Source organism: Amphritea sp. (assembly GCF_048266285.1).
In the GTDB taxonomy this organism is placed as follows: domain Bacteria; phylum Pseudomonadota; class Gammaproteobacteria; order Pseudomonadales; family Balneatricaceae; genus Amphritea.
In genome coordinates this window covers 1-26,787 of sequence record NZ_JBLWZV010000029.1, presented here as the reverse complement: position 1 = coordinate 26,787, position 26,787 = coordinate 1, and the positions used below count along the sequence as shown (strand labels likewise).

Below are 26,787 nucleotides of genomic sequence, written 5' to 3'. Positions count from 1 at the left end.
TTTAAATGATCCAACCTGATATATGAAGGATTTAACAAGTAATGAGTGAATTGTTGTGCCGTAAATTGCAGCTGATTCATGTAGAAGGGGATGCTTTGTATCCTGCCCGTATGAAAAATAGAGATACAGGCGTCGTGGCTTTTCGCTTGTCAAAAAAAGGCAATACTAAAGCTGACAGTATCGAAGTGATAGATGAGCATGAAATGATTCTAAAAGTTACCCAGCAGGGGTACAAAGTAAGGGCTAGAACTCAAAAGTCAGCATCTAAGGGTGGGCGTACAGGGCTATATGCATTGAATGAAACCGCTATTAAACACTGGCAACTAATTGATTCAAAAGAGATAACTGAATGATTACTGGCGAACTGAAAAACAAGATTGATAAACTCTGGGAAGAGTTTTGGACCGGCGGCATCGCCAATCCACTGACCGTGATCGAGCAGATCACCTTTCTGATGTATGCCCGCTTGCTGGACATGAACGAGCGGCGTGATGAAAAACGGGCTGAGCGCACCGGCAAACCCTTTAATCACCGCTTCAAAGAAATGGATCAAGCGGTGCGTTGGGAGAATTTCCGTCATCTGCCTGCCGAACAGATGTATAAGGTGGTTAAGGACGATGTGTTTCCTCATTTTAAAGACTTAGCCGGTGAGGGCACCCTGTTCGCTGAGTTCATGAAAGACGCACAGTTAATGATTCAAAAGCCCGGTCTGCTGGTCAAAGCGGTCACCATGATCAGTGAGCTGCCGCTGGATAACAGTGATACTAAGGGGGATCTTTATGAGTATTTGCTTTCCAAACTTTCCACCGCAGGTATCAATGGCCAGTTTCGTACCCCACGTCATATCATCCGTGCGATGGTTGAGATCCTAGACCCAGAGGCGACCGATCGCATTGCTGACCCCGCCTGTGGCACCGCCGGTTTTCTTGCCAGTAGCTATGAATATCTACTGGAAAAATACAGCTCTATTGACGGTGTTATTACCGAAACCATTACCAATGAAAAGGGTGAAGAGGTCGAACAGAAGACCTATCTCGGCGACCTGCTGCATGAACACCGCCGCCATGTAGACACCGATATGTTCTACGGCTTCGACTTTGACTCCACGATGCTACGTATCGCCGCTATGAACCTAGTGATGCACGGCGTTGCCGAGCCCGATATTCATTATCAGGATACCCTAAGCCAGCGTTTCAGCGAGCGCCACCCAGGTGCAGCCAACGAAGGCTTCGATATCATCCTCGCTAACCCGCCGTTTAAAGGCAGTCTCGATGAAGAAGATATCGACCCTAAACTGCTGCGGGTGGTGAAAACCAAAAAAACAGAGCTGCTATTTGTCGCCCTGATCATGCGCATGCTCAAGCTCGGCGGGCGCAGTGCCACGGTTGTGCCGGACGGTGTGTTGTTTGGCTCCAGTAAAGCACACCAGCAACTGCGGCAGCATCTGGTAGACGATAATCAGCTAGAAGCGGTGATCAGCCTGCCCAGCGGTGTATTCAAACCCTATGCAGGTGTCTCCACCGCCATCCTGATCTTCACCAAAGGTGGCGCGACCGATAGCGTCTGGTTTTATGATGTCCAGGCCGATGGCTTCTCATTAGATGATAAACGCCAGAAGATCGACGCTAACGATCTACCTGATCTAGTGGCGCAGTTTAAAGCCCGAGACAAAGCATTAGCCGACACCGAGGCCAACGACCGTACTGCCAAAGCGTTCTGGGTTAGCCGCGATGAGATCGCTGCCAACAAGTACGACCTGTCCCTGAACCGCTACAAAGAACAGGTGCATGTGGCAGAGGAATATGATCCACCGAAGGTGATTCTGGCACGTCTGAAGACATTGGAGAGTGAGATTCAGCAGGATCTGGATGCGTTGGAGGGGATGCTGTGAGTTGGCCTGTAGTAAAGGTGGGCGATGTCTGCTCCTTGATGACAGGAGGCACTCCAAAAACGAAAGTTCCCGAATATTACGAAGGAGGTGACATTCCTTGGATTGTTTCAGGCGATATTCATAAAGGTGAAATATTTGATTGCGAGAAAAAAATTACTTCACTAGCTATCGAGAATTCGAATGCCCGTTATTTACCAAAGAACAGCGTACTTATAGCGTTAAATGGCCAAGGTAAAACTCGCGGAACTGTCGCGTTATTGCGAATTGAGAATGCCACGTGTAACCAGTCGATAGTATCTATAAATCCAAATAGAAATGATGAACTGTTTTCTGATTATCTCTTTTATTATTTGAAGTCTATATATCAGCAGATACGGAATATAACCGGGGATAAGGATCGGGCTGGTTTAAATATGCCCTTGATAAGGGAGATTGAAATCCCCCTCCCACCCCTAGCCGAGCAAAAGCGCATCGCCGCCATCCTCGACAAAGCTGATGCCCTGCGCCGCAAACGCCAGCAAGCCATCGACCTCGCCGACCAATTCCTCCGCAGCGTGTTTCTGGATATGTTCGGTGATCCGGTGAGTAATCCGAAGGGGTGGGGCGTCTCCTCTTTGCCAAAACATGGAGCATTCAAGAATGGCCTGAATTTTGGGAAAGGAGAGTCAGGTAATCTTCTACGCTATCTGGGTGTAGGCAATTTCAAGTCGTTAACAAGTATCGACGACGTAGCTTCACTTGGATTTATAGAATTGAATGACGTTCCAGCTCAAGACTACTTAATTAGAGATGGTGATCTTGTTTTTGTGCGATCCAATGGAAATAAAGCTCTAGTTGGCAGGTGTATCTCAGTCTATCCTGCGGATGAAAAATTAACGTTCAGCGGTTTTTGTATTCGATACCGTGTCGAAGATCAGTTTATTGAACCCGAATACTTGAATTATCTATTCCGTATGCCTTCTATGAAGCATGCAATGTTGCAAGAGGGACAGGGGGCAAACATTCAAAATATTAACCAACAAATACTGTCACGACTAAGCATCCCTCTGCCTCCCATAGATGAACAGTTGAAATTTTGTAGGGTCGTGGAGCAAATGAAATGCCTTAAGCTCAAGCTAAGCTCATTTGGCAAACAGCCAATTTTTGAGTCGCTTAGCCAGCAAGCCTTTAGCGGCAAGTTATGAAGTACTTGCCTGTCGCTACCTCATACTAAAAATTACTCATCAACAAGGACGTTGCCATGCTAGACAGTTCAACAAAACCAGCCAACCCATTAGCGTTTCCGTTACGTTTCAAAGAGCCCCAGTTCATCCAAGGCGAATGACCCTGCGCCGCCGATTGGCTGGGTTATCAGTAACCTGAAGTTGTCGTCAGACCAACACGTTTCCAGCAAACGTGCTTTTAAGAATTAATGGAATAATTTATGCGCATTACATCACTATCGTTAACGAACTTCCGCTCGTTCCGCTCAACACAAACGATCGACTTTGCGCCGGTCACACTGCTGTTCGGCCCTAATAGCGTTGGCAAAAGCTCAGTCCTAATGGCGCTGTTCTATATTCAGCAGATTTTGGATAAAGGGCACTGCGATCCGGTGCGCATAGATGCGCTAGGCGAACGCGATATTGGTGGTTTTGCAGCACTGGTTAATGGAAAAAATCTCGATAATTCCATCACATTGAAAGTCGAGTATGAGCTGGGCACGTCGTTGGGGAATGATTACGCAACATTTGCCGACGACGTTGAAATACCTTATCAGCAGTTATTAATGCCGGACATAAGCTTTACTGCTGAAAAAGTTGTGGTCGAATTAGAGATAGCCTGGACGTATCTTCTGAATACCGCTTACGTGAAGCGTTATGCTGTTTGGCTAGACGATGAATTTGCAGGTCAGATTGAGTCAGATGCGGGCTTAAAGAAAGCAGAGATTACAGCGATAAACTTTCGGCACCCACTACTTGTTCCTATGAATCATTCCCCAGATAACGATGAATACATGGGATTCGACTGGCCTGATGAGCCTGTAGATCCGAACTCTGAAGATGCTTGGGTTAACGATGTCAGGCCAATTTTTACTAAATTTCAGGAAATGTTGTCTGCTGTGACCCCCGGCAAGGTGGATGAGAATAAAGCTACCAATTATCCACAGTATACTGTCAATAGACGCTTGGGAGTGAAGACTGAGGCTGGCGCTATACCGCTTTTGGGCAAAACAATCGAAACAGCTATAGATGAGGTTCTTCCATCGTTTGACAACGAAGATTATCTAAATAACTTGATAATTCACCGAGTCTTATCCCAGCTGTTTGTCTATCCACTAGACCAGCTGAAAGTGCTCCTAAAAAATAGTGTGTGCATTGGCCCTATACGTACGATCCCCGGATCGGCGTTTCGTCCCAACCCTAACCCTCAGCAAGGTGACTGGATTGACGGAACAGCTGCATGGGACCTGCTCCATAAGTGTGATAGCCAATTGAACGCTCAGGTAAACCATTGGTTGTCGGCAAAAAAATGTTTTAACAGCGGCTATGGTTTGTCGTCGGTTGTCAGTAAAACATTTATCGAAATAAAAACCGGAAAGTCCAACGATACTGGGCAGATGAAACAGCAGTTGAGTGAGCTGATTGGTCGGTCGGTAAAGGATGAAGAGTTTGATGATGTGCGCTATCAGGAAGGAGTTGTACTTTACGACCTTAAGAATCGCATAACCTTAGCACCTAATCAGGTAGGGTCGGGTATATCGCAGATTATTCCAGTTGTCACAGCGGCACATCATATTACAAAGGGCATTGTTGCTGTAGAGCAGCCAGAGCTTCATATTCACCCAGCATTTCAAGTCGAAGTCGGAGACCTGTTCACCCAGCTAGATGTGAATGAAAGCAGGCGGCCAACGTTTTTGATTGAAACCCATAGTGAACACTTGATTTTACGCCTACTTCGAAGAATCAGAAATACGCATTCAGGTGCACTTGAGGACGGTCTTAAACCTGTCCGAATTGAGGATGTTTCCGTTATGTACCTGAGCAATGATGAAGGCGAAGTTAAGATTCATAAATGCCCGATAACTGAGGATGGAGACTTCGAATACGACTGGCCAAATGGCTTCTTTGTTGAACGAGAAGAGGAGATTTTCTCGTGATCAGAGAATACGCGCTTAATCCCGATGTTGTTGTCAGTGACATCAGTATTCTCCAGCGATTTTTTTCAGAATTTGGCGCAGAGAAAGGACGTTTAATAATCGACGTGCCTGAAAAGTGGACGTTGTTTCTGTATCGGAAAATCCAAAAACTAAATATGAAGCCTGTCGAAAAGAAAGGTTGTCTGTTGGGTTTAGAGAAAATTAAAAAGTACGGAATTAGCCCTAAATCTTCATTTTCTGTGACTGAAGGTGATGCTTGGCTTTCTAAAGTGTTTGAGTCTCCTGCAGCTGATGATCTTCATGCTATTTTGGATGAAGAGTCTGTAGATGATCCAAAGGTGTTCTGTTACTCCAATATGCTCGGTGAGTTTCCTGATGACTGGGAGTTGGGGCAGACGGAAAGTGTTGAGAGAAGTGCAGATAAAATGACAGAGGCTGTTTCCATCAGCCTAAGGCTAGCTAAGGCATTATATTTAGTTGACCCATATTTTGACCCTAGAGCCGACCGGTATCGTGTTCCTCTTCTCAGGTTTATTGAGGAAATTGGTAAGGGGCGTATAGGGTTGAAAAAACTTGTGATTCATACCATAGAGCAGTCACAAGATCCTGTTGCGCCAAAGAACAGAGCTGAGATAGAAAGAGGATTGAATCAGCACGTACAACCTTGCCTACCGGCGGGATTCCAGGTTGATGTGTGGATTCGGCCTCTTGGGTCGATGCATGACCGCTTTCTGCTTACTAATATGGTGGGTTATTCGTTTGGGCATGGTTTGAATGAGGATACTTCCGATCCAAATTCAAGAGTAAGTATTAATCGTTTATCGGCGTCAGGCAGAGATGAGCAATGGAAGTTTTTTGCTAATCCAGAGGGCCGACTCGGTGATGTGTTGTCTGTTGTAGGCACTTAAATGGCTACAAAACAGGTAGACGGTAATAAATATTGAGAATTGGTAAATATATCTACGTTGATATTGAGCTTGTTATAATAGATATATAGCTAAGCTTTTGATTTAAAAGAAATAGATCGTATTGGCATCAGTACTGCTACACCCCTAATGAAACTAATTAGGAGGTAGAGCTATGAGCCAGAAAGAAACCGGAGTATTTGAAGATTTAGAACTGACCGAGCACGCCCGACAGCGGATGAACCAGCGTGGTGTGAGTGAGCAAGCGGTTGAACTTGCTCTCCAGTTTGGACGAAAAATCCATTCACGACGTGCACTGTTTCATGTGATTGGCAAAAAAGAGATTAACAAACTGGGTGATCAGCATCCTGAACTGAAAGAGCTAGATGGTGTTCAGGTACTCACCACTGAGGATAGTGAATCGATCATCACGGTGTATCGCAATCACGACTTGCGGGCGATTCGCCCTAACAAACGAAAGCATCGTCATCTGCATTAAGGAGGACGTATGGCTACTAACTTAGAATTGCGCATGTTCTCCAAGATTGACAACTTAATTTATATTTTATCTCTATAAAAACAGGGAAGATTTTATGTCAGTAAAACAGCAGTCACCAGGAAAGTCCCATCAATTAAGTGATTTGGGCGAATTACTTGCAAAAGAAAATGCTCCTCATCAAAACCTTAGTCACAGGATTCGCACACTAATCGATCAGATTGGTGCGGGATTGCATGAGCGGGAACAGATTGTAGCTATTGCGTTTTTGGCGGCCCTCAGTGGTCAGAACTCATTTCTGTATGGCCCACCGGGAACTGCCAAAAGTTTGATTTCAAGGCGACTGGCATGCGCATTTGATCAGCCGGCCTATTTTGAACACTTAATGAGTCGTTTCACCACGCCTGAAGAAGTCTTTGGGCCGGTCTCAATTAAAGAGTTAAAAGAAGACCGTTATATTCGGAAAACAGCTGGTTACTTACCGCAGGCGGAATTTGCGTTTCTTGATGAAATTTGGAAATCCAGCCCTGCCATTTTGAATACACTGCTGACACTTATCAACGAGCATGTATTTAAGAACGGTGAGTTAGTTGAGCAAGCACCTCTTAAATCACTGATTGCCGCGTCAAATGAGGTTCCTACAGAAAACCAGGGGTTGGATGCGCTTTATGATCGTTTTGTCGTACGTCTTGTAGTGCCACCTATCACCAAAGACGAGCACTTTAATGCGCTGATAAATTCAAAGCCATCTTCGGATAAGCCTGTAGTATCTGATGATTTGATGATTGGTTACGAAGAGATAGGTGAGTGGCGTCAGCAGATTCATGATGTCCAGATAAGTGATAATTGCATATTAGTTATCAAATCTATCCGTGCAAGGTTAGTAGAGACGTATGATGAGCTGAAGGTCTATGTCTCAGATCGTCGTTGGCAACGGGCAGTTCAGTTCATGAAGGCTTCAGCATTTTTTAACGGTCGGCAAGAAACTAACCATAGTGATGTGGTGTTGCTAAAACATTGCCTTTGGACAACTCCAGGGAATCTGGAAACAGTTACTGACATTGTAATGGAATCGATTAAAGCGTTGGGGTTCTCTAGCGGTTTAAGTCTGGCTGAACTGGATAGGCAAAAGGATGACTTGGACAAAGAAATTCATAAAGAGTTGTTTCATCGTCAAGACGTATACGACTCAGTGAAGCTTTCTGGGAATAAACAGTACTTTGAGTGTAGAGCTACTTTCAACGAAACATATCCGAGTTATCGTCCGGAACCTAAGTCGATTACTTGCTATATCCCATGCTCCGATTTTAAGGCTAAGAATAAAATAAAACCTGTAGATAGCTCTGGAAATGAGTTACGACATTTCGATGTGAGCTTTGACAAGCAAGGCTCTTGTAAGATTTCTGATAGTGATAGGAACTATGCAGACTTTATATTTACGCCAAAGATTCTTTTTCATAAGGGTGATAAAAAAGAAGAAATTAACACTCGCTTGATTAAGTCTCTTGCTGGTTCAGTAGGTAATCTGAGAGGGCAGCTTAAGAAATCCCTTAAGCAGGTTGAAGAGAAACTAGCTAGCTATAAACAGCATCTTGAAAGCCCGTTTGTAACATCAGAAGAAACGGACGTAGCAGTAAAGGGAATACTAACCCAGATTGATCAACTAAAACTGCGCATTAAAGATTGTGAACGGTTGGAATCGTTATGCAGCTGAAGAGTGTTGATGTAGCTGCAGAGTCTGTGCTGCGTGAAGTGAGTCACAAGAGCGCTAATTTGATTCGGTCAGTAAACTCTTTAGAAGAAAAGTTAGACCAGTCTATTGATGAATGGAAAAAAACAAGTCAGAGAGTTATCGAGGAAGAGACCCCGTACCAGGAATCTGATGAAAAATTACTGAAATGGGAGCACCGGCAGCAAGAGGGCTTCTCAGTTGATAACATGAGCCAAATGGTTGCTGACTATCGGTCATTTTGCCAGTCAGCTGGTGAGCCATTTGATCAGAAGTTTTGGGCAGGCCAGTTAAAAAATAATACCCCGCTATCAGCTGAGGTTCTGGATGAAGAAGATCTTAATGTTAGCTGCACACTGCTATTAAATGATTGGCGGAAAAAACTTGATCGCGTTAACTCTGCTTGGCAGCTAAAGAAGCTAGATGAATTACGTACTGTGCTGATTAAGGAGATTGAAGAGTGGCTCAAATATCTATCAACGCTAGTCGAGGCACTGGAGTCATTGGGTTTAGATCCAGGTGTATGGCTGGACTTAAGTAGTGGGGCTCTCAACCCTCAGGCTATTGATGAATTTAGACGTTGGGCTAAATATTTGTCTGAAGATAAAAGCGCAAGAGAGATTGCTGATCTACTGGGAAAAATGCGCCAGATTGAGTCCTCAGAACAGATCGAAAAAGTTAGTCTCTCTGTTGAAGTAGCGATGCCTGTGATTGATGTATCCTCAAAAGAAGAGATTGTCGGAGTCAGGCTTGGCAGGGATATTGAACACGCGTTACCATCAGAATTAGCGTTGTTATCTGATCCTGAAACCTCGTTGTTATTTGACCTCAAATATCTTGAGTCAAGATTGCTTTGCTTTGAAATGCAGGGTGAGATGCTGATTTCTGAGCAGCAAGAAGTAGAAATTGAGCAATCCACTGCTGAGGATGAAAAACTGGGGCCAATGATTCTCTGTGTTGATACCAGTGGTTCGATGAGTGGTACGCCGGAATGTATAGCCAAAGCGATGGCCTTGTACCTTGCAACTCAGGCTAAAGCGCAAAACAGATTGTGCTATCTCATTAACTTTTCGACTGGTATTACGACCTACGAGCTAACAGGTTCGGATGGATTAAGCTCTTTGGTTGAATTTCTCAGTCAATCGTTTCACGGTGGTACCGATGCGGCACCTGCGTTAAAGCATGCTTTACGGACAATGACTCAATCAGGCTATAAAAAAGCAGACCTGTTAGTAATTTCAGATTTCATTATGAGTGAACTACCCAGTGAGATACAGGCGACGATAGAGAAACAGAGGATGTCAGGAAATCGTTTTAACTCATTAGTCATCGGAGACTGCTTTATGAGTGAGCGATTAAGAACCTGTTTTGATCAGGAGTGGGTGTTTAATCCATCATCCAGTAAGATCCATGAGTTGATCCATTTTAATCAGGATATGGATTCTCATTCATTAAAAATCAATTAATTAAATTCTAATTTCAGCCCAGTAAACAAGGAATGATTAAATGTCTGAAGCGTACAATAATTTCCAGGTGTCAATTCGTGATGCTGAACAGATGTTGGCCTTTTTTGATCAGTTAAATAAGGAAAATGCTTCTGTAAATGATCCCGAGGTACTCAAAAGAGGCGCCTTAATCATGACGCTGACCGCTTGGGAAACATATGTAGAGGATAGGGTGAAAGAGGAAGTCGATTGCCGACTGAGAGCGTTAGATGGAAGTCAGGTTGCAAACTTTGTTAAGGGGCAGCTTGATCAGGAGCTGAAAACTTTTCATAACCCGAATTCAAGAAAAACCAAAAAATTATTTGAAGACTTTGTCGGTAAGGATGTTACTGAGTTCTGGCGTTGGCCGGGTATTGATGTTGAGGCGGCAAGAACAAAACTGAATGAGTGGATCTCCAAGCGCGGGGATGCTGTCCACCGTTCTATTACTGATAAGCAGGGAAGTCATTTGGTCGGTCGTAATGATATGGAGAAGTGTATCAAGTTCTTCAAACAGCTAGTAATAGCAACTGATGAGGCTATTTAGTTATAGTTCATTGATTAGCGGACAAGGGACTGAGTATGGAACAGCTTATTTATCAAATAGCCTCTATCAACCGGGCTTGGAAACTTGCCCGTGAACAGTGGGGGGCGGTATCTAATATTGCATTAATGCTTAGAGAGCGGAAGTCTTCATTGCAAAGTCGTTTGATTAGAGAATATCCCGATTATATTGTCTTACGTCTTGATACCGATAATTTAGATGGCGAAGAACTGTACAGTATTCGTCTTAAATCAGAAATAATTTTACCCAACGGGGTGCGCCGCATTGATGCGGAGCATCTTCCTGTTCGGCTTGCCGAAGAGCTTTTTGCTGCGACCGAGTTGGATCAATTAGTCCAGAGAGATTGAGCATGGATATATCAATTTTTAAAACGTTCGATATTAATACGGTTTTTTACGGCGTAATCGCTTCAGTGACGTTTTTTTTCATGCTAGCAGAGTTCCGGCTATCTTCACGTTATAGGAAACTATTACAGCCTTGGAAGAAACTCGAAAAGTCAATCAATACAGCTGTTGAACCACTAGCATCTGATAATTTATCTTCATATCAGCAAGGCTTATTACATCAGTTTTTTGTTGTTGACTCGGATTCAGGTGAAGGCGGTTTTAAGCTATCCCAGCAGCATGGTAAGCACCTAGTGACAACGCCGGTTAACTTCTTTATTCCAGCCCAGCCGGCTTCACCTTATCGTTTTGTTCCTGCTTTGTTGACCACTATTGGTGTGCTGGGCACTTTTCTTGGTATCTCCCTAGGTTTGTCTGATTTTGATGTTAACAGTCAGGGGTCACAGGCGTTGATGAAATCAGCCACTACGCTGCTTGAAGGAATGAAAACTGCTTTCTATACATCCTTAGCTGGATTGTTGGGGTCGGTTTTATTCATGGTGTGGCATGCGGTATTAAGTAAGTCTAGAGAATACAGGCATCGGCAAGTAATAAATATGTATCAAGCTTTCTGTGTGGCTGTTTCTCCTGTAACGCTTTTACATCGCCTTGCGAGGGCTAACGAAGATGAATTAATAGATAAGCAGCTACAAGCAGCGGAGCAGTCTATTCGTTCTAATAAGTCAATGATGGTAGTAAGTAACCAGTTGGCTAAATCTTTAGCTGGATTTGATGCTGAGACGATGACGGATAAGATATCTAAGGCGATAACGGTTACCGTTGAGAGTGAAATAGCACCGTGCCTCCAATCTATCAGTGCAAGCATGAAAGAGCTTAAGGCAATTAAGGAGCAAAACAGCCAAGAACTCGTAGATCTTATGATTATTAAAATGAAGCAAGAGGTATTTGAGCCGTTTTCTTTACAAGTTGATCAGCTTTCAAGCAGCAACAAGCTAACGGCTGAAGCTGTGCAACAATCTATCATGTCGGTAAACCAGCTTACCTCTAGATTAGAAACCATGATGTCAGGCTTGGATCAGACTACAGATTCGTTGAATACATTCCAGCGGGAAACCTTGGTTAAACTCCAAGATTTTGCGCTATCACTGAAAACAACCCTTTCACAGTTTAAGGATGATACAGAGGGCGCTCTGAATCGTGTTGCAGATGAAATTCAAGGGGCTTTAGATAACTCTATACAAGGAATGACCCTTCAGCGGCAAGCTTTTGAGGATAGCGCGGGGAAAGCAGCAGAGGCATTTTCTAAACAAAATGAGAGCCTTAAACGAGTTGGTGAGGATTCAAGTAGTCTTATGCTTAGCGCGAAGGAAAATCTTCTTGAAGGTCTTGGTAATATCGACGACAAAGTTAAGGATATGTCTAATGTTGTTCAACGAGAGTTGGAAGTTTTCCGTATTGAATATCAGAAAAATTTAACTGAATTTTTTGATCTTCAAGGTAACTTGCTGGAGGCAACACTAGGTGAGCAGCGTGAGGGGTTGGCAGGGGTTGTTTCTGATTACAAAGAGGCGTTTGTTCAAGAGAATAAGCTTAGACAAGGCCAGTTTGAAGCGATCAATCAGCAACATCAAAAATTGCTTGAGGGTGTAGAGGTTGTAAGCCAGCTGGTAGAAGCCGTGGGGATAAATAAAGCGGGAGCCTTTAACCAGTTAGAAGATACAGCGCAAGCTGTCAGCGCACAGGTTGGGAAGCTTAGACGTACCTACGAAGAAGCTTCAAACCGGTTTAATGATATGACTGAGCAGATGCCCGAAGCTATGAATGATTATTTTAATCGTTCAAAAAGCACTAACGAACGTTTTTTTAATAACTTCGATGAAGCGGCAGCTCAAGTGCACGGTAAGTTAGCAGATGCTGCTAATTTATTGGTGACTGCTATGCAGCAGATTGAAATGCAATCTATAAGCTCAGAAAAAGAGCCGACATCATAATGGATAGATATAGTCAGGTTCAGGGTAATAGTGATATTGATGAAACGGGTGCTTGGCTGTCGATTGGTGATCTGATGTCAGGGTTGTTAATGATTTTTGCGCTTTTACTTATTTTAGCTCTATTGCAGTTAACCGAAGCGGCGGAGAAGGCTAAGAATAGCCGAGTTGTTATAATTCAATCGCTTCAAAAGACTTTAAATGAGAAAGGTATTCATGCACAGGTCGATCCACAGACCGGTGATATTAGTATTTTGGACTCTGTTCTATTTGATGTTGATCAATCAGCATTAAAGTCAGAGGGAAGGAGCTTCCTTGAGCTTTTTGTTCCAGTATATAGTGGTGCAATTTTCTCGAGTGAGCAGGTAGCTAGTCAGATTCAGCATGTCGTTATCGAGGGGCACACTAGTTCGTCGGGTAGCTGGAATCACAATATGTCACTTAGTTTAGATAGAGCTAAGAGTGTTTCTGAGGCGATTTCTGATTTGACCTTTCAGGGTAAAAGTGACTTTAGGTCTAAAATATTGGTTGCAGGTAGGGGGGAGGCAGAGTCAGATCAATCTGACGATAGGGCGGGTGATCGCAAGGTTATCTTTCGTTTTCAATTCAAAAGCGACCGTTTTCTGCATTGGTTTATCAAAGAAAGAGGCTTGTGATCATGGAAATGGGGTTGTATTTTCATGAGCCCAAAGGCTCTCCTAAAAAAATGTGGGCACTTGCAAGCGGGCTTGAGAAAAAGGAGTGGTCACCTTCTGATAGTGTTGAAGCTTTCCCTCCGAAATCAGTCCAAGATATTTTAGTGTTTATTGAAAACGGTAGCTTTGAGCACGTTTCGATACTTGATTGGATAACCTTATTTGATTTCAAAGATCAGTGGGACTCCATTCATTCTGATTTAGATGTGGCCGCTACCTCTGCTCTGATTTTTAAAGCGATTCCTCAAAATGCGGCATTAACTCACCTAGCACTTTTTAGAGCTTTATTAACGATTGATGGTTCTGGCAGAGTTTTTCCTGAAGTTTTACTAGAGCACTTACATTTTCTTAAAGATTACTTAGATGACGCAAGTTTAGAGCTATTGAATATTGCTTTGTTGGCAAGGTCGGGTAAGTTCGAATTGATAGCGAAAAAAGCAGCAGATTCAGGACTCACCGTTGATAGTTTCTATGCTAAATACCATCTTCCAAAATGCACAAATCTAAAGAAAAAAACAGTTGAAGCCCTTCCTCACTTAGTTTCCTCTATTCATGTCACTGAATATGATAACTGGTTAGTAGCCGCTCTGTGCGAGCTGCAGCGAGCAGATTCAATTCCTTTAGTAGAAGCATTGCTTGTGCTACCAGTAAATAGCTTGAGCCGCTGCAATGGTCTAGTTTCTTGGTTAGATGAATATTGTCACCCTCGTATTGAGGAGACTATTTGGTTTGAGCTTACCAACAGTGCAAGAAGTGTTTTACGTAAACTAATACATGTTTCTGAATTCTATAGATTTAAGCAGTTAGTGGGGTTGCTAAGACGTGATGCCGTTGCTACTGGAATAGGGCTGGACGATAAAGCTAAAAACCAAATTCGTCAAAGAGCTTTGTTTTGGGAACATTATGATTCAAGAATGCTTTCATTGCGTGTTCTCGTGTCGTCGACTACCAAGCTGGCATTACTAGAGTCTATGGCAGAGTCTTCTTGGTTAGAAATCCTAGAAGACAAAGACGGTAGTGAAGTTGTTATTATGGAGTTTGATCAACATATTGTGGTTGAGTTTTTACGCGGAGGCACTAGTGAAATAAGGATTTTTAAAAAATCAATGCGTAATGTAAACCTTTTATTGAAAAGTAAAGAGCTATCGATTAAGTCGATACGTGAGGCGTTTTATGATGATGTTCATGATCATGTCTTTATGTGGCAATGGTCGTGTGAGGCATGGCTTAGAAATTCCTTTAAAATCATTCCAAATGACAAGGTTGTAACCTTTAAAGGACTTCCACCGCAGGCTAATCATTATTCGATTAAATCTGGCTTGTCTAAACCCGATGATGATTTAATTGCACGGCGAGCTGAAGAGTTGGGTCCGTGGTTTGATTCTTTTTTTGAAAGGGAAAAGTTACTTGGGAAATTAGGAAAGAGCCATGGGGCCTCGGCTCGAAAATACTTACTAAATGGTAAGAGGTACGGTGAATTGGGGTACTTCTCGAAGATGGCTGATAGTTTTGAAAAAGCGGCAAATCTGGGTAGTTCAGAAGCGATGTACCAGTTAGCCTCATATCTTCTTAGCGGTAAGCCGATGTCGAAGGAAAAGAGGCTTGAGGGTGAGCTTTGGCTTGAAAAAGCAGCTAAAGCAGGTCATCCAAAAGCCGTTAAATCGCTATCGAATGCTAAATTAAGCTGAGGTAGGTATTGATTACCTTAAGTGAGTTTTAGCGGAAATTAATCTTATTGTTGGTTGTGAGATACGATCATTTGTCTTTTGTATTCATTAGCTTGAAGCATAGTGACTGCTTAATATGTTTGTTAAATATCTTATATTAGGTAAATAAATTTACTTTTTTATGTGGTGGGTAAGGCCGATAAAACTGGATAGTTATTGCTAATATACTGTTTTATATTGATATTTTAGTGAATGGTATATAATGTGCTTTATGAGAGATGGTCGTTAGGGCATCAGTTGTTGTTCTAACTTTGGAGAAAGAAAAAAGGATAAATGCCATGTCACATAGCTTCTCACAACATGCTGCTACAATTCAGTCGCACCCTATCGGCTCATTTGAAGAGCTACCCGCATCGTTAAAGATTGCTGATACTGGACGCCTAAGCTGCTTTTATGCGCCTTTTGATTATATTAATACCGACGCTCGTATAGTTATCTGTGGTATTACCCCGGGCTTGCAGCAAGCCAGAATCGCGCTACAAATTGCAGCTAAAAGGTTACACGCAGGTTCAACTCAACTTGATGCGCTTCGAGCAGCAAAGGCTACCGCGAGTTTTGCAGGAAGCATGCGAATCAATCTAATTAGAATGCTTGATTATTGCGGAATTCATGAGAAGTTAGAACTTTCTAGCTGTGCTGAACTTTTTGAGTCTAAGCAGGCGCTTTTGCATACGACTTCAGCTCTTCGTTATCCCATACTCGTGAATGGAAAAAATTACAGTGGTTCACCGTCTATGCTGACAACCCCGTTACTACGTGATCAAATCGAAACTTATTTGGTTCCTGAAGTTGCTTCAATTAACGCTAATGCGTTGTTCGTTCCTTTAGGGGAAAAAGTTGCCAAGGTATTATTGGAGCTTGCGAGGCGTGGAATCATTAATGAACAGCAGGTGTTAGCAGGGGTGCCACATCCGTCAGGCGCTAATGCTGAGCGAATAAAGTTTTTCCTCGGAGAGAAAGATGAAAAGGATTTATCCGACAGGACTAATCCTATTGTAATTAATAAGGCTAAAGAGTGCTTATTTCAGAAATTAGGAATTTAAGCAGGAGAGGACTTTTTCCTTGTGACAGCTCTTTTTAGAAAATTATGAATAGCTCCTGCTGATGTGCTGAAACCGACTTTCATAGCTATAGGGTTTAACAATGGAGCTTACCGCTGCGTGTAAGGCGTAGTCGCTATGAGTATTAGCCGCTTAATGCAGACTTTTAACTCGGCACAGGGAAATTGGCTTTACCTAGATTGAAGGGGAAGGACGTTGATTGTTAGTCATTGTAAAGCATGGATAAATGAGTTTTTAGTGGTTCGTGGGCTAGTATCCCCAAAAGGAATTCCGCTGTTTAAATATTGTACAACTGAGTTGGAGCTAGAGACTCTTGTTAAAATATTAAAAGGATACAAAAGGGAACGTTCAAACCCTGCTTTTGAGGTTTATTGGTGTGCTGGAACTTGCCTCTACATAGCAGAACAGTTTCGTCGGAACTATGACTCTAATTGGTCTTGGAAAGTTTTCGATAATGCATTAGAGCTTAATTTTTCAGCCAATGAGCACAAGGGGCTAGTTGATAAGGGACTGAAGTTTTGGGGTCGCCCCATTCGCTATCGAGTCAATGGAGCAGACTATCTTGGTTCCCTTTTCGCGGAAGGAGGGTTGCCTTGGAAATTATTACAGAGTGAAGGTCATGGCTTTGGACGGGCGATCAAAGCAGGACTTAAGCATTATCATGAGTGTAACCGCGATGGGCATGATCTAGCTTCCGTTATTTGTGAATACGGCCAATATTTCCCTCAGTCATTCCAGAATAATGAGAAGTATCAATTACTGACTAAAGTTGTTGAAACGCTCATGCTATTAGCTGAACAGCACTCTCTTAATGATCACGAAGATCCAGCAGCCTATTTGAATAGCCACTTTCCCCAGTGGCGTGATGAGTTTCCATTACCCTTGGGTGAAGAAAATGGTTATGCGCTTGTTAATGAGTGGCTGCGGGATGCTAGTGTTCGTCTTGAGGAGCGAATGCGAGCGGAAGAGATGGTTCGTTATTTTACCTGTGAGCATCGGTTAGATGGTTCTATGGAGTCTGCACGCTTACAGGCTGAGGTGAGATTAGCTCCATCCCTTGAAGTAAAACTTGATGGTCGGAGACTCAGCACCACTCGTGTAGAACTGGCGCTTTATGAGGGCGGCCAGATGATACTGACACTCGGTGCAGCCTACGGCCGACAGAAAGGAGATGTACTGTTTATAAAATTACCTGTAGAGGTTGTTAAGTGTCGTCGCAAAGATACTGAAAAACCCCTTTTCTTGGTGTGCTCATGTGCAGGTGAAAAGTTGAGCATGCACACCATCCAGTTTAGTGAGGTTGACTGGAATCAGTTGCCGGCTGTCTTTGTTGAAAAGGATCAAGAACTTCTCTTTGTTGGTATTGCATCCGTTCAAGCTCAGGCAGAAAAGGTATTTTTGCGTGTGCCGGCATTCATGAAGGTTCAAAGTGTTGATCCGCTCATTTATGATGAGGCTGGTGGTGTCTGGTACTCTCTTAGCGATCGTACAGTTATTCATGATTCGGGTTCTAATTATGTCATTGAGCCCGGTAGCTTAACAGCTACAGAACGTGTTGAGTTCCAAGGAGTGCTATCTCCATACGATACTCTGCCAATCGCAACCTGGCTTGGATGTCCCCGTTGTATGCTTTTAACCGATTCGGGAGAAATGGGACAGCCTGATGCATATCGGATTAATAATCAGATAGTGCAGAGCATAGATTCTCTTCCTTTGCTTGGCTGTTTTAGAATGGACGTTTTAGGGCCTAATCAGGAAGTTTTGGCTCGGCGAAAGCTAGGGGTGTTGCCAAATGATTTTTCGATCATGTCTATGCCTGCTTCTTCACAGGTTCCGGCACGCGTTATGATCAATACAATGCAGAGGCTGAACGTTCGGGTACTAAACGATAATTTATGTTCGAATATTAGCCGTGATGGGGGGGGAGCAACGGTTGAACTCATGGTCGTTGATCGGCAACCTGATCAAGTTCTACTGGAGGTATCGGATCCACGTAGCCACAGTGATGCTATTGTTATTCGCTTACCTTATCCGGAAGAAGGGGTGCAGCTGTTAGCTGCAGATGGAAAACTGTTTGATAAGCGGGAACTTACGGTTGATCGCATTTTGGGTATGTCATTGGTGATGACACCTCCTTCTGGTACAACACAAACCTTTCATCTTTCATTAGGGCTTATGGGACGAACAGTAGGCCTAGAAAAACATTACGCCTATAGTGCCAAAAATAGCTCTATAGAAGTGAGTCTATTTTCGTTGTATGACGATATTCTTTCGTTGCTAAGTACTAGTTCAGAGCAGGATGCGGTTATTCGTTGTAGGGTTGAAACCACTCGGATGTTACAGCAGTTTGATATTCGTCGATATGAAGCGAGAATCTGCTTCACTAAGGGGGACAAAGACTACTTTGAGCTAGTTGATCAGAATGGACAGCCTTTATCGTATAGAACTGAAGGGGCAAAAGTGATGGCCATGCAGGTACAGACACCTGAAGCGGCACCTGTTGCATTACATCCTCAGGCTATTCAAGATTTTACTACGGGCGTTTTTGAGTTACCCCAGCGGCTCCAAAAAGATGGTCCCTGGCTACTTTACCCTGCTGAGGAATCAATAGTGTTTTTTCGTCCTGCTATATATTTATCTAATGTGGTTATCGGTGCTTTAGATAATGAGCACGAAATCAAAACACTTAATTCTGCAGCACGTTACTACCATCCAGTACAAAATCCTGATGTTTTTACTGGTGTGTTTGACGTTATGGCAGGGCACTTTCTACATAGCAGTTGGTTGTATTTGATTGAGCTAAAAGGTCGATATCCGCATATACCGCTTTCAGCCTTTGAAAGTTGGAAGCACCTCACACAGCATCCAGAAGCAATGGCTTTGGCCTTGTTTCGTCTAGAAATGAGCGCCTCCTTTGCCGTCCGTCTGCAGCAGGAGTTGGCTGTTATTTGGGAAGCCGTCACTTTCGAACAGTGGAAAAAAGCCGCTCAGTTGTACATTCAAGGTGTATCACAACAGTTTGGTATTCCTGAAGAGGTGGTTAAAGCAAACGCGCTTAAGCGAATGCAACAGTTGTCCGTAGCTGTTCCAGTTTTCAAGGAACTTGCTGGTGAGCTCTGTGAGGCGAATCTAGAAACTGCGAAGGGGGTGCCGTTAACGCTCGTACTGCCTATCTGGTTGAGGGACCTTCGAGCTCGTCAAGAGGATGCTCAGTGGCCTATCAATCTTCAAGAGCCGCTGACTAGCTGGATGCAGCAGCAAGAGGATTATGCTTGGATGCTTGGGTTGGAAATGCCTAGTTACATGAGGTCAGTTTGTTTCATGCCAGTGTTTGCCGCATGTTTGACGGCTGGGCTCGCGGATGTATCTGAATTGGCTGTTGAGGAGGCTTCATTGCGTTTTGGTTTTCGCGTTCTGTCTGATTTTGATCGAGATGGTTGGTATGAGCCGGTTTACTCGGCTACTTTGTCAGGTTTGCTTCACGCTAAAGGAGGTCACTCATGAGTGGTTATTTTAAGGATTTAATTAATCAGTCACTGGAGCGTACACGTGAAGCGACACTATCGATCTTGGGTATCAAAAATACTGGGCTCAGGGCGCACCTTACTGAACAGATGCATAACCGTATGGGGGAAGAGGGGTGCTTTCTGGCACCGCCAGTTTTTGAACATACTTTTGGCTGGGAGTCAGGCAAGTCTAGTTTTGCTGAATTAAAAGGACATCTACTATCAGAGTCTGTTGTTAAAGCACTTACAACAGCTGGAAATTACGGGTTTGATGCCAATATTAAGCCCTATACACACCAGGTGAAAAGTTGGAATACATTGCTGGCAGATAAACCTAAATCTGCGGTTATAACTACAGGTACCGGTTCGGGAAAGACCGAGTGTTTTATGATACCGATTTTACAGGACCTGGTTAACGAGTATGAGCAAGGTGATAGTGCATTGGTGGGTGTTCGTGCGCTCTTTTTGTATCCATTGAATGCGTTGATCAACTCTCAACGTGAGCGCCTAGATGCTTGGACTGCACCATTTAGCGATAACATCCGTTTTTGCCTGTATAACGGTAATACTGAAGAGAATGAAAGTACCGTTCGAAAAACACAAGGAAAACGACCTAACGAAATACTGTCACGTGAGCGCTTGCGTAAGGAGCCTGCCCCAATCTTGATGACGAATGCGACTATGCTAGAGTACATGCTAGTTCGTCAGGTGGACGACCCTATTCTGCGAATTTCCCGAGAGCGTCAATCTCTAAGATGGATTGTGCTTGATGAGGCGCATACCTACATCGGCTCCCAGGCCGCAGAGCTGTCGCTGTTGCTTCGCCGTGTAGTGGAAGCCTTTGGTAAGCAGGCGCATGAGATTCGTTTTGTGGCTACTTCTGCCACTATTTCGGGAGAAGGTGCTACAGAGAAGCTACAGACTTATCTGGCATCGCTAGCTGGTGTACCGAATGACCAAGTTGTTGTCATTGGTGGCTCACGACAGGTTCCCACAGTGGCACACGAGCCAGAGCCGGTGCGCGCACTGACTGAAATTGGTGACATTGACAGAGGTATGTCGATTTCTCGTGATCGTTATAGTGCGTTGTGCAATCATCCGCTGGCCTATCGAGTGCGCCAAACGCTTATTGGCAGTGACAAGCCGCTTGACCTTAACGATCTAATTGATGTGGTTGCCCCGATGCTAGTAAACAAGCAGAAGGCCGCCCAGCAACAAGAATTGCTGCAATGGATTGATCTGATGAGTGATACTCAGTCAATGGAGGGCGAGTCTCCTTTTCTTAAGCTGCGAGGGCATCTTCACCAGCGTATGTTGCATGGGCTTTGGAGCTGTATCGATCCCAAGTGTAGCGCTAAGTCAGATAATTTAAAGCAGTGGCCATTCGGAAATGTCTATGTCACTCAGCGGGCCCGTTGTGAGTGTAATGCTCCTGTTTATGAACTGGCATTTTGTAATAGTTGTAAAACACCTCACTTAGTTGCAGAAGATGTAAAAGGTGTTCTGCGGCAGGCTAGCCCCTATTCAGGCGATGAATTCTCACTTTTGGATGACTCATCTAATGAGTCAGTGCCCGAAGTAAAAGAAACCAAATATGCAGCAAAACAGTCTTTAGTATTAGCTTCAGCTTCAGCTGTTTGTAAGTCTTATGAGACCCAGTCTTTTAATATGCAGTCTGCCGAGCTGGGGGCACTTAGTGCGCCAGCTGTAATTGACGTGAAATACCATACAGAAGAGGGTTCAGTCTGCTCTGAGTGTGGTGAGTCTGGGCACAGGCCGGCAGGTTTCCTGCGGAAATGTTACTTGGGAGCACCTTTCTATGTTAGTAATGCCGTGCCTACGGTGTTGGAGTTTTGTCCTGATCCGAAGAAAGAGGACTTACCAAAGGGTACGAGTCCAGATAGCTTACCGGGTCGTGGCCGTAAACTGATCACTTTCACCGATAGCCGGCAGGGCACCGCGCGAATGGCTGTTCGGATGCAACAGGAGGCAGAACGATCCCGCCTAAGAGGGCTTGTATTTCAGGTTTTGCGTAACAGGCAAGGACTTGAAAATATGAAGTCCCCATCATTGCCTGACAAATCTGCCGAACAGTTATTAAAAGAAGCTGAACAACTTGAACAGTTGGGTATGACTGACTTAGCTCAGCAGCGTCGCGATGAAGCATACTTAAAACTAAGTCCTGTTTCAGGTGTAAAACAGGTAACGCTTGGGTGGAGCGATTTGGTCTCGGATCTTGCTGCAGCTAATGACATCAAATTTTCCATTCTGGATTATAATCGCTATGCGAATCCAGAGTTTTTCGGTGGTCATGACAATAGCTTAACTTTATCAAACTTATTGTTATTACGTGAGTTTGCCCGCCGCCCTAAAAATCAGAACAGTAGTGAGACATTAGCGCTTGTTCAGGTTGGGTATCAGGGCTTGGATAGTATTCAAGCGGTTCCTCGTTTCTGGGCAGAAACGCTAGCGCCGAAACTGGATGACACACAAGAAAGGGAAGCCTTAAATCTTCAAGACTGGAAGGATTTCCTGAAGGTTGCGTTGGATTTCTATGTTCGCGAAAACACATTCATTGTTATGAATGATAATGAGCGATATTGGTTGGGTGCTAAGTTTTCTCCAAAGGAACTTGTGGCTCCTAAAATCGATTATCAGGATACAGCACGGGTTAAATCTTGGCCGCAATTTAAATCAGGAAGGCAGCCGTCACGACTAGCAAAGTTGCTCATTCATGGCGCTGAGCTCGATCCAGATTCTTCAATAGATAGGGATAAAATTAATGAGTGGCTAAGGTCTGCTTGGCAGGAGTTAACTCGGTTGCAGATCCTGCAAAGTAGTGGCGGAGGTTATACCTTAGCACGTCAAGCTATTACCTTTGCCTTACCTCAAAAGGCTTGGGCGTGTCCGTTTACTTATCGCCTTTTGGATACGACCTTCAGAGGGTTGACGCCTTATATCCCAAGAAAAGCCGAACGAACTCAGCTTTTATGTTTGCAAGTTACAGTACCGGATTTTACGGCACTGGCTCCGGAAGGAGAGGATGAAGGGGCTTTAAAGGCTATCCGCAATAAGGTGGCACACAACAATATTATTCAGCAGTTGCGTCAAGTGAACCTATGGAGTGATATCTCTGATCGTACCGTTGAGGGAGGTTTCTACTATCGTACAGCTGAGCATTCAGCTCAACAATCTTCTAAACGATTGGAAGGATACGAAGAGCTTTTTAAGGCTGGAAAAGTCAATGTCTTGAACTGCTCTACAACCATGGAAATGGGGGTGGATATAGGTGGTATCTCAGCCGTGGTGATGAATAACGTCCCACCGCATCCAGCCAACTATCTGCAGCGTGCAGGTCGAGCGGGCCGTCGGAATGAGGCTCGGGCTGTGGCCTATACACTGTGTAAATTTGATCCGCATAATACTCGTGTATTCAATAACCCGAAATGGGCGTTCAGTACGGAGATTCCTGCCCCAGTAATTACTTTAGAGGCTGCACCGTTAGTTCAACGACATATTAACTCATACTTGTTGTCGCAATTTTTGAAGACGCAAACAGGGTCTGGGGGTGATAGAACTAGGTTAACGGTTCAGTGGTTTTTTCACGCAGGAGAGGGGGTCGTAGGGGACTTTATTGATTGGCTGGGTAGTGAAGCGAAATCTTTTGAGGAGGGGGCGAAGAGAATTGTTAAGCGAACAGCGCTGGAGTTATCTGGTATAGAGGTTTTGGCTATCAAAAGCAGTGAGGCTATTAGGCGGCTGGCTAGTGATTGGCAACAAGAGTACCGACAGATTAACTTGCGACTGAATGTAGCTAACGATCCAAATTATAAAAAGGCGCTGGAGTTGGAGAAAGCCCGTCATGAAGGGGAATACCTGCTAAAAGAGTTAGCCGCTAGAGCCTTTTTACCCGGGTATGGTTTTCCAACTAATGTGGTTGCTTTGAATACTTACAACATTGAGGATTTCAAGAACAAAAAAAATGGGCAGGCGGATAAGAAAAAAACTGGTCGAGAAGATAACATTTTTATTTACAAGGAGCAGCCTTCACGCGGGCTAGATATTGCAGTGAGGGAATATGCACCGGGTGCTCAGGTTGTTATTGATGGGCGTGTATACCGTTCGGCGGGTATTAAGATGCAGTCTTACCATGAAGGGGCAAGCGGCAGTAGCCAGAAGTTTGATCTATCTTGGCAGTGTGTGAACTGTGGAACTCCAGGCTATCAGGAGCATGCTTACTCGCATAGTGATGAAATATATTGCTCTCAGTGTGATGTCAAAATCCCTGACTACCTAATCAAAAAAGTACTTCGTCCATTAGGGTTTGTGACGGACTTTTACGAGCCGACAACTAACGATGTTTCTTCTCAAAAATTCATGCCTTTAGAGCGACCTCTTGCCCATGTTAACGGAGCAGTAGTCTCATTGCCGGATCCCGCTTGTGGTTTTGTTCGTTTTGGAGAGGATGGCCAGATAGTTGTCCGCTCAGGTGGTGAGAATGGTCAAGGGTTCGCAGTATGCATGAGTTGTGGCCGAGCCGACTCAATGACCTCTCATGATGAGCTTCCTTTGGGAATGGAGCCGGACAAAAGTCATAGGCCTATTGGTGGTGCTACAGGTAGCAAGAGTAAGCCCGAGTGCTCAGGTGAAAGGGTTATGCGGAATATTTATCTGGGCTACCGCTCAAGAACGCATGTTGTCGAATGGGCTTTCCGAAATCCGTTAACCGGTGAGTGGATTCCTGAAGATGAAACTGGACGAGTGATCGCGACAACACTCGCGGTTGCACTGCGTGATGCGGTATCTGACCAGTTAGGTATTGCGAGTAGTGAGATGGGGTTTGGTATACGCCCTGATCGTGACCTTGAAACCGGTGAGAAGCGATACATAGTACAGGTCTATGACAATGTACCCGGTGGGGCTGGTTTCGTTCTTACGGCTTTGCAGGAGATGACAGCGTTACTGAGTGCCGCCCTCAAGAAAATGGAGTGCTCTGCAAACTGTGAAACTGCATGCTCTGCATGTTTAGCCAGTAAAGATAGTCGTGTTGAATTCGAACAGTTAGATAGGCAGTTGACGCAGAAATGGGTAAAAGAAAGTCAATTCGAAGAGCATCTACGGCTACCAGAGTATTTCAATACAGTTGATGGTGCAACATATTGGCCTTATGAACCTAGCCGATTTGTTCGTCACTGGATCAATAAATCAGCTAAGGAAATTCGAGTTCGCTTGGGAGGGGACAGCAATCATTGGGATTTAGGCGCGCCAGAGTTCCGTAAGCAGTTGATGGCATGGAAAGTGATTGATGACCGGGATGTCTGCATCGTTCTGGAAAATCAGCAACTGCCGATGGTTATTAGGGAAGAGTTGGCACTATTAGCGCGCGTAGGTATACGAGTTACGCAGTTAAATGAAATTCAGTCTGCAGGTGAAGTGATTTCGCCCGTTCAGATTATTACAAAAGAGGGTGGTACGGTTACCTTGTTGACTGACTTTGAACAGGTAATTACTCCCGGGAGAGATTGGTTGCAGGCGCAAGATGTTGGTATATGGGTGACTACACAGAGTCTATTGGCTTGGGGTATTGATTCAATTAATACTGATGATTGGCTGGGTACTTATGCTAAGGCGACTGTCATTGAAGTAACAAAGGAGTTAAACGGCTCGATTACTGATCTTTCAAAACGGTTTCGGGATATGTTGGCTGAGAAAGCGCCTGCTTTTATGGCAAAGTTACAGAGTGGAAAAGTCGTTGCAATCCGATATGAGGATCGTTATCTGCGTTCACCTTGGTCTGTTATGTTGCTTGCTAACTTTATGCAGATGATACCAAACGATGGTGTAAAATCTGTTGTTGTTGAAACGGTTGCTGCGCCTGTAGGGTGCGCAGGAAAATTCCTTTGGGATAACTGGAATAATTATCAGGATATGGAAGAAGTGCTGAAGGAATGGCTATTGGCAGTAATAAATACTCAGCCGGTGATTAATACCCATAACTCGTTGGCTGAGGTTAGCCATCGTCGAGTACTCACACTTGAACTTGAGTCTGGCACTCAGCTGAAACTAGCTTTTGATCAAGGGATGGGATATTGGCAATGCACTTCGGATGTTTATGGGTTGAAACGATTTGATTTCAGTCGGCCTATATTTGAGCAAGTCAAGCAGATGCTGAATAGCATGAAGAACATTAGGATGCTAAATGGTGGTGAGTGGCCGACAGATATTGCGCTTTATGAGATCGAAAATGCTGATAAGAGAGATTAACTTTACAACTGGTGTTTCAGTTTACAGATAGCCTATATTAAGTATTTTTGGTTACACGCGAAATGCCCATAGAGTTTTCTGTTGAGAGGCTTTATTTAGTATTAATTTGATTTGTATTTTTAGGAATGTTTAGGAGTTTCAGGGATGGGTAAAAAATATCAACTTCAGCGCTTGCCAAATCTAGGTCGATTTCTGGTAAGGAGTTATTTTCTCAACTGGAGGCGTGTAGTTTTATCCGGCGGGAAGAGAATGAGTGGAAGCTTCTACCCAGTGGTGAAAGTCCCGGTGGTAAATATGTCGATCATCCTAAATATTGTAAATACATTGCTTGGCCAGAAGACCTTTCTCTCGATGATGTTAAGCCAGCGACACCAAAATTCAGCACCAGTAAGTATGTTACTGCTACGGTATTTAACCTATAGGAGGAACTTGATAGTAACCTTGAATAAAATCTGAGTCGTTTTCCATGTGTTTTAAATGCTGATCTAATGGTTGCAATATTTTTTAGTGTTCGTGAGAAGAGGTGTTGATTTGTACAATCTATACCGTCAAATATTTTGCTAGCGATTTTTAGTTGATTTTACTTTACTAAATTCACTTCAAAGTTTGTCCGTTGGATAATTTTCATTTCAATAAGGTATTTGTGCTTCTTCTCATAATCACTGCAGTAGCTGCTGATTGGGTTGCTGAATAGGTAGCCTTCATTCAGGACTGGAGTGTTGTTCTGTTCCCCTATATTACCATCTTCAATCCGTAGTGGCATAGTTAATTTCCCATCTCGGCCTGACAAGCTCGAGATATTAGTAACCGTGTAGGTGTCTTTGAATCGCTGCTAAAAGCATACTTTATATAGTCCGGAAGCTTGATTTGGCACCTTAACCTTCATAATTAACACTTTTGAAATGTTAATTAACACGTAAGCGTAGACTGCTCACACCCTAGATCGCTTCGGTTACCTGAGAGTCATTGAGATTGATATTCCAAGGCAGCAGA

General features: G+C 43.9%; 17 protein-coding genes. 16 read left to right on the top strand and 1 reads right to left on the bottom strand.

Going from position 1 to position 26,787, the window contains the following annotated elements; genetic code table 11:
• The first annotated feature begins 41 nt into the window (after nt 1–41).
• From ACN0T0_RS19005 to ACN0T0_RS18930, 16 genes are all read left to right on the top strand, one after another.
• Entirely contained in the window at nt 42–353 is a 312-nt protein-coding gene (locus tag ACN0T0_RS19005) for a hypothetical protein (RefSeq protein WP_417228314.1), read from the top strand.
• Nucleotides 350–1,891 carry a type I restriction-modification system subunit M gene (locus ACN0T0_RS19000; protein WP_417228313.1) on the top strand — a complete coding sequence of 514 codons (1,542 nt, stop codon included), beginning with the start codon at nt 350–352 and terminating at the stop codon, nt 1,889–1,891. The genes ACN0T0_RS19005 and ACN0T0_RS19000 overlap by 4 nt, the downstream gene beginning before the upstream one ends.
• Entirely contained in the window at nt 1,888–3,075 is a 1,188-nt protein-coding gene (locus ACN0T0_RS18995; protein WP_417228312.1) for a restriction endonuclease subunit S, read from the top strand. Before ACN0T0_RS19000 ends, ACN0T0_RS18995 begins: the two co-directional genes overlap by 4 nt.
• 239 nt (nt 3,076–3,314) lie before the next feature.
• The gene (locus ACN0T0_RS18990; RefSeq protein WP_417228311.1) at nt 3,315–5,030 is read left to right on the top strand and encodes an AAA family ATPase; all 1,716 of its coding nucleotides are present in this window, start codon (nt 3,315–3,317) and stop codon (nt 5,028–5,030) included.
• Complete coding sequence (locus ACN0T0_RS18985; RefSeq protein ID WP_417228310.1) at nt 5,027–5,938, top strand: hypothetical protein; 912 nt, start codon at nt 5,027–5,029, stop codon at nt 5,936–5,938. The genes ACN0T0_RS18990 and ACN0T0_RS18985 overlap by 4 nt, the downstream gene beginning before the upstream one ends.
• 172 nt (nt 5,939–6,110) lie before the next feature.
• Complete coding sequence (locus ACN0T0_RS18980) at nt 6,111–6,434, top strand: DUF4258 domain-containing protein (protein ID WP_417228309.1); 324 nt, start codon at nt 6,111–6,113, stop codon at nt 6,432–6,434.
• Between the two features lie 94 nt (nt 6,435–6,528).
• Nucleotides 6,529–8,145, top strand: a complete 1,617-nt coding sequence (locus ACN0T0_RS18975) for an AAA family ATPase (protein WP_417228308.1) — start codon at nt 6,529–6,531, stop codon at nt 8,143–8,145.
• Nucleotides 8,136–9,626 (top strand): VWA domain-containing protein, encoded by a 1,491-nt coding sequence (locus ACN0T0_RS18970; protein WP_417228307.1) that lies wholly within the window; start codon nt 8,136–8,138, stop codon nt 9,624–9,626. Before ACN0T0_RS18975 ends, ACN0T0_RS18970 begins: the two co-directional genes overlap by 10 nt.
• Nucleotides 9,627–9,666: 40 nt before the next feature.
• Entirely contained in the window at nt 9,667–10,191 is a 525-nt protein-coding gene (locus ACN0T0_RS18965; protein WP_417228306.1) for a HEPN domain-containing protein, read from the top strand.
• A gap of 35 nt (nt 10,192–10,226) precedes the next feature.
• A complete protein-coding gene (locus tag ACN0T0_RS18960) occupies nt 10,227–10,556 on the top strand; it encodes a hypothetical protein (protein WP_417228305.1) in 330 nt (109 codons plus the stop codon).
• Nucleotides 10,557–10,558: 2 nt separating this feature from the next.
• Nucleotides 10,559–12,544, top strand: coding sequence for a hypothetical protein (locus tag ACN0T0_RS18955; RefSeq protein ID WP_417228304.1), 1,986 nt, complete (start codon nt 10,559–10,561; stop codon nt 12,542–12,544).
• Entirely contained in the window at nt 12,544–13,197 is a 654-nt protein-coding gene (locus ACN0T0_RS18950) for an OmpA family protein (protein WP_417228303.1), read from the top strand. The genes ACN0T0_RS18955 and ACN0T0_RS18950 overlap by 1 nt, the downstream gene beginning before the upstream one ends.
• Nucleotides 13,198–13,199: 2 nt before the next feature.
• The gene (locus ACN0T0_RS18945) at nt 13,200–14,924 is read left to right on the top strand and encodes an EH signature domain-containing protein (RefSeq protein ID WP_417228302.1); all 1,725 of its coding nucleotides are present in this window, start codon (nt 13,200–13,202) and stop codon (nt 14,922–14,924) included.
• Between the two features lie 317 nt (nt 14,925–15,241).
• Nucleotides 15,242–16,006: a hypothetical protein gene (locus ACN0T0_RS18940; protein ID WP_417228301.1), complete on the top strand. Its 765-nt coding sequence runs from the start codon at nt 15,242–15,244 to the stop codon at nt 16,004–16,006.
• Nucleotides 16,007–16,219: 213 nt separating this feature from the next.
• Nucleotides 16,220–19,528 carry an STY4851/ECs_5259 family protein gene (locus ACN0T0_RS18935; RefSeq protein WP_417228300.1) on the top strand — a complete coding sequence of 1,103 codons (3,309 nt, stop codon included), beginning with the start codon at nt 16,220–16,222 and terminating at the stop codon, nt 19,526–19,528.
• Entirely contained in the window at nt 19,525–25,794 is a 6,270-nt protein-coding gene (locus ACN0T0_RS18930; RefSeq protein WP_417228299.1) for a DEAD/DEAH box helicase, read from the top strand. Before ACN0T0_RS18935 ends, ACN0T0_RS18930 begins: the two co-directional genes overlap by 4 nt.
• A gap of 580 nt (nt 25,795–26,374) precedes the next feature.
• Here the strand turns inward: ACN0T0_RS18930 and ACN0T0_RS18925 are convergent.
• Nucleotides 26,375–26,557, bottom strand: a complete 183-nt coding sequence (locus ACN0T0_RS18925; protein ID WP_417228298.1) for a hypothetical protein — start codon at nt 26,555–26,557, stop codon at nt 26,375–26,377.
• Nucleotides 26,558–26,787 lie beyond the last annotated feature (230 nt).

Coding starts and splice junctions, on each gene's coding strand:
- ACN0T0_RS18945 (WP_417228302.1), top strand. CDS start 13,200: ATGGAAATGGGGTTGTATTTTCATGAGCCCAAAGGCTCTCCTAAAAAA.
- ACN0T0_RS18970 (WP_417228307.1), top strand. CDS start 8,136: ATGCAGCTGAAGAGTGTTGATGTAGCTGCAGAGTCTGTGCTGCGTGAA.
- ACN0T0_RS18955 (WP_417228304.1), top strand. CDS start 10,559: ATGGATATATCAATTTTTAAAACGTTCGATATTAATACGGTTTTTTAC.
- ACN0T0_RS19005 (WP_417228314.1), top strand. CDS start 42: ATGAGTGAATTGTTGTGCCGTAAATTGCAGCTGATTCATGTAGAAGGG.
- ACN0T0_RS18990 (WP_417228311.1), top strand. CDS start 3,315: ATGCGCATTACATCACTATCGTTAACGAACTTCCGCTCGTTCCGCTCA.
- ACN0T0_RS18930 (WP_417228299.1), top strand. CDS start 19,525: ATGAGTGGTTATTTTAAGGATTTAATTAATCAGTCACTGGAGCGTACA.
- ACN0T0_RS18950 (WP_417228303.1), top strand. CDS start 12,544: ATGGATAGATATAGTCAGGTTCAGGGTAATAGTGATATTGATGAAACG.
- ACN0T0_RS18960 (WP_417228305.1), top strand. CDS start 10,227: ATGGAACAGCTTATTTATCAAATAGCCTCTATCAACCGGGCTTGGAAA.
- ACN0T0_RS18940 (WP_417228301.1), top strand. CDS start 15,242: ATGTCACATAGCTTCTCACAACATGCTGCTACAATTCAGTCGCACCCT.
- ACN0T0_RS18965 (WP_417228306.1), top strand. CDS start 9,667: ATGTCTGAAGCGTACAATAATTTCCAGGTGTCAATTCGTGATGCTGAA.
- ACN0T0_RS18980 (WP_417228309.1), top strand. CDS start 6,111: ATGAGCCAGAAAGAAACCGGAGTATTTGAAGATTTAGAACTGACCGAG.
- ACN0T0_RS18975 (WP_417228308.1), top strand. CDS start 6,529: ATGTCAGTAAAACAGCAGTCACCAGGAAAGTCCCATCAATTAAGTGAT.
- ACN0T0_RS19000 (WP_417228313.1), top strand. CDS start 350: ATGATTACTGGCGAACTGAAAAACAAGATTGATAAACTCTGGGAAGAG.
- ACN0T0_RS18925 (WP_417228298.1), bottom strand. CDS start 26,557: ATGCCACTACGGATTGAAGATGGTAATATAGGGGAACAGAACAACACT.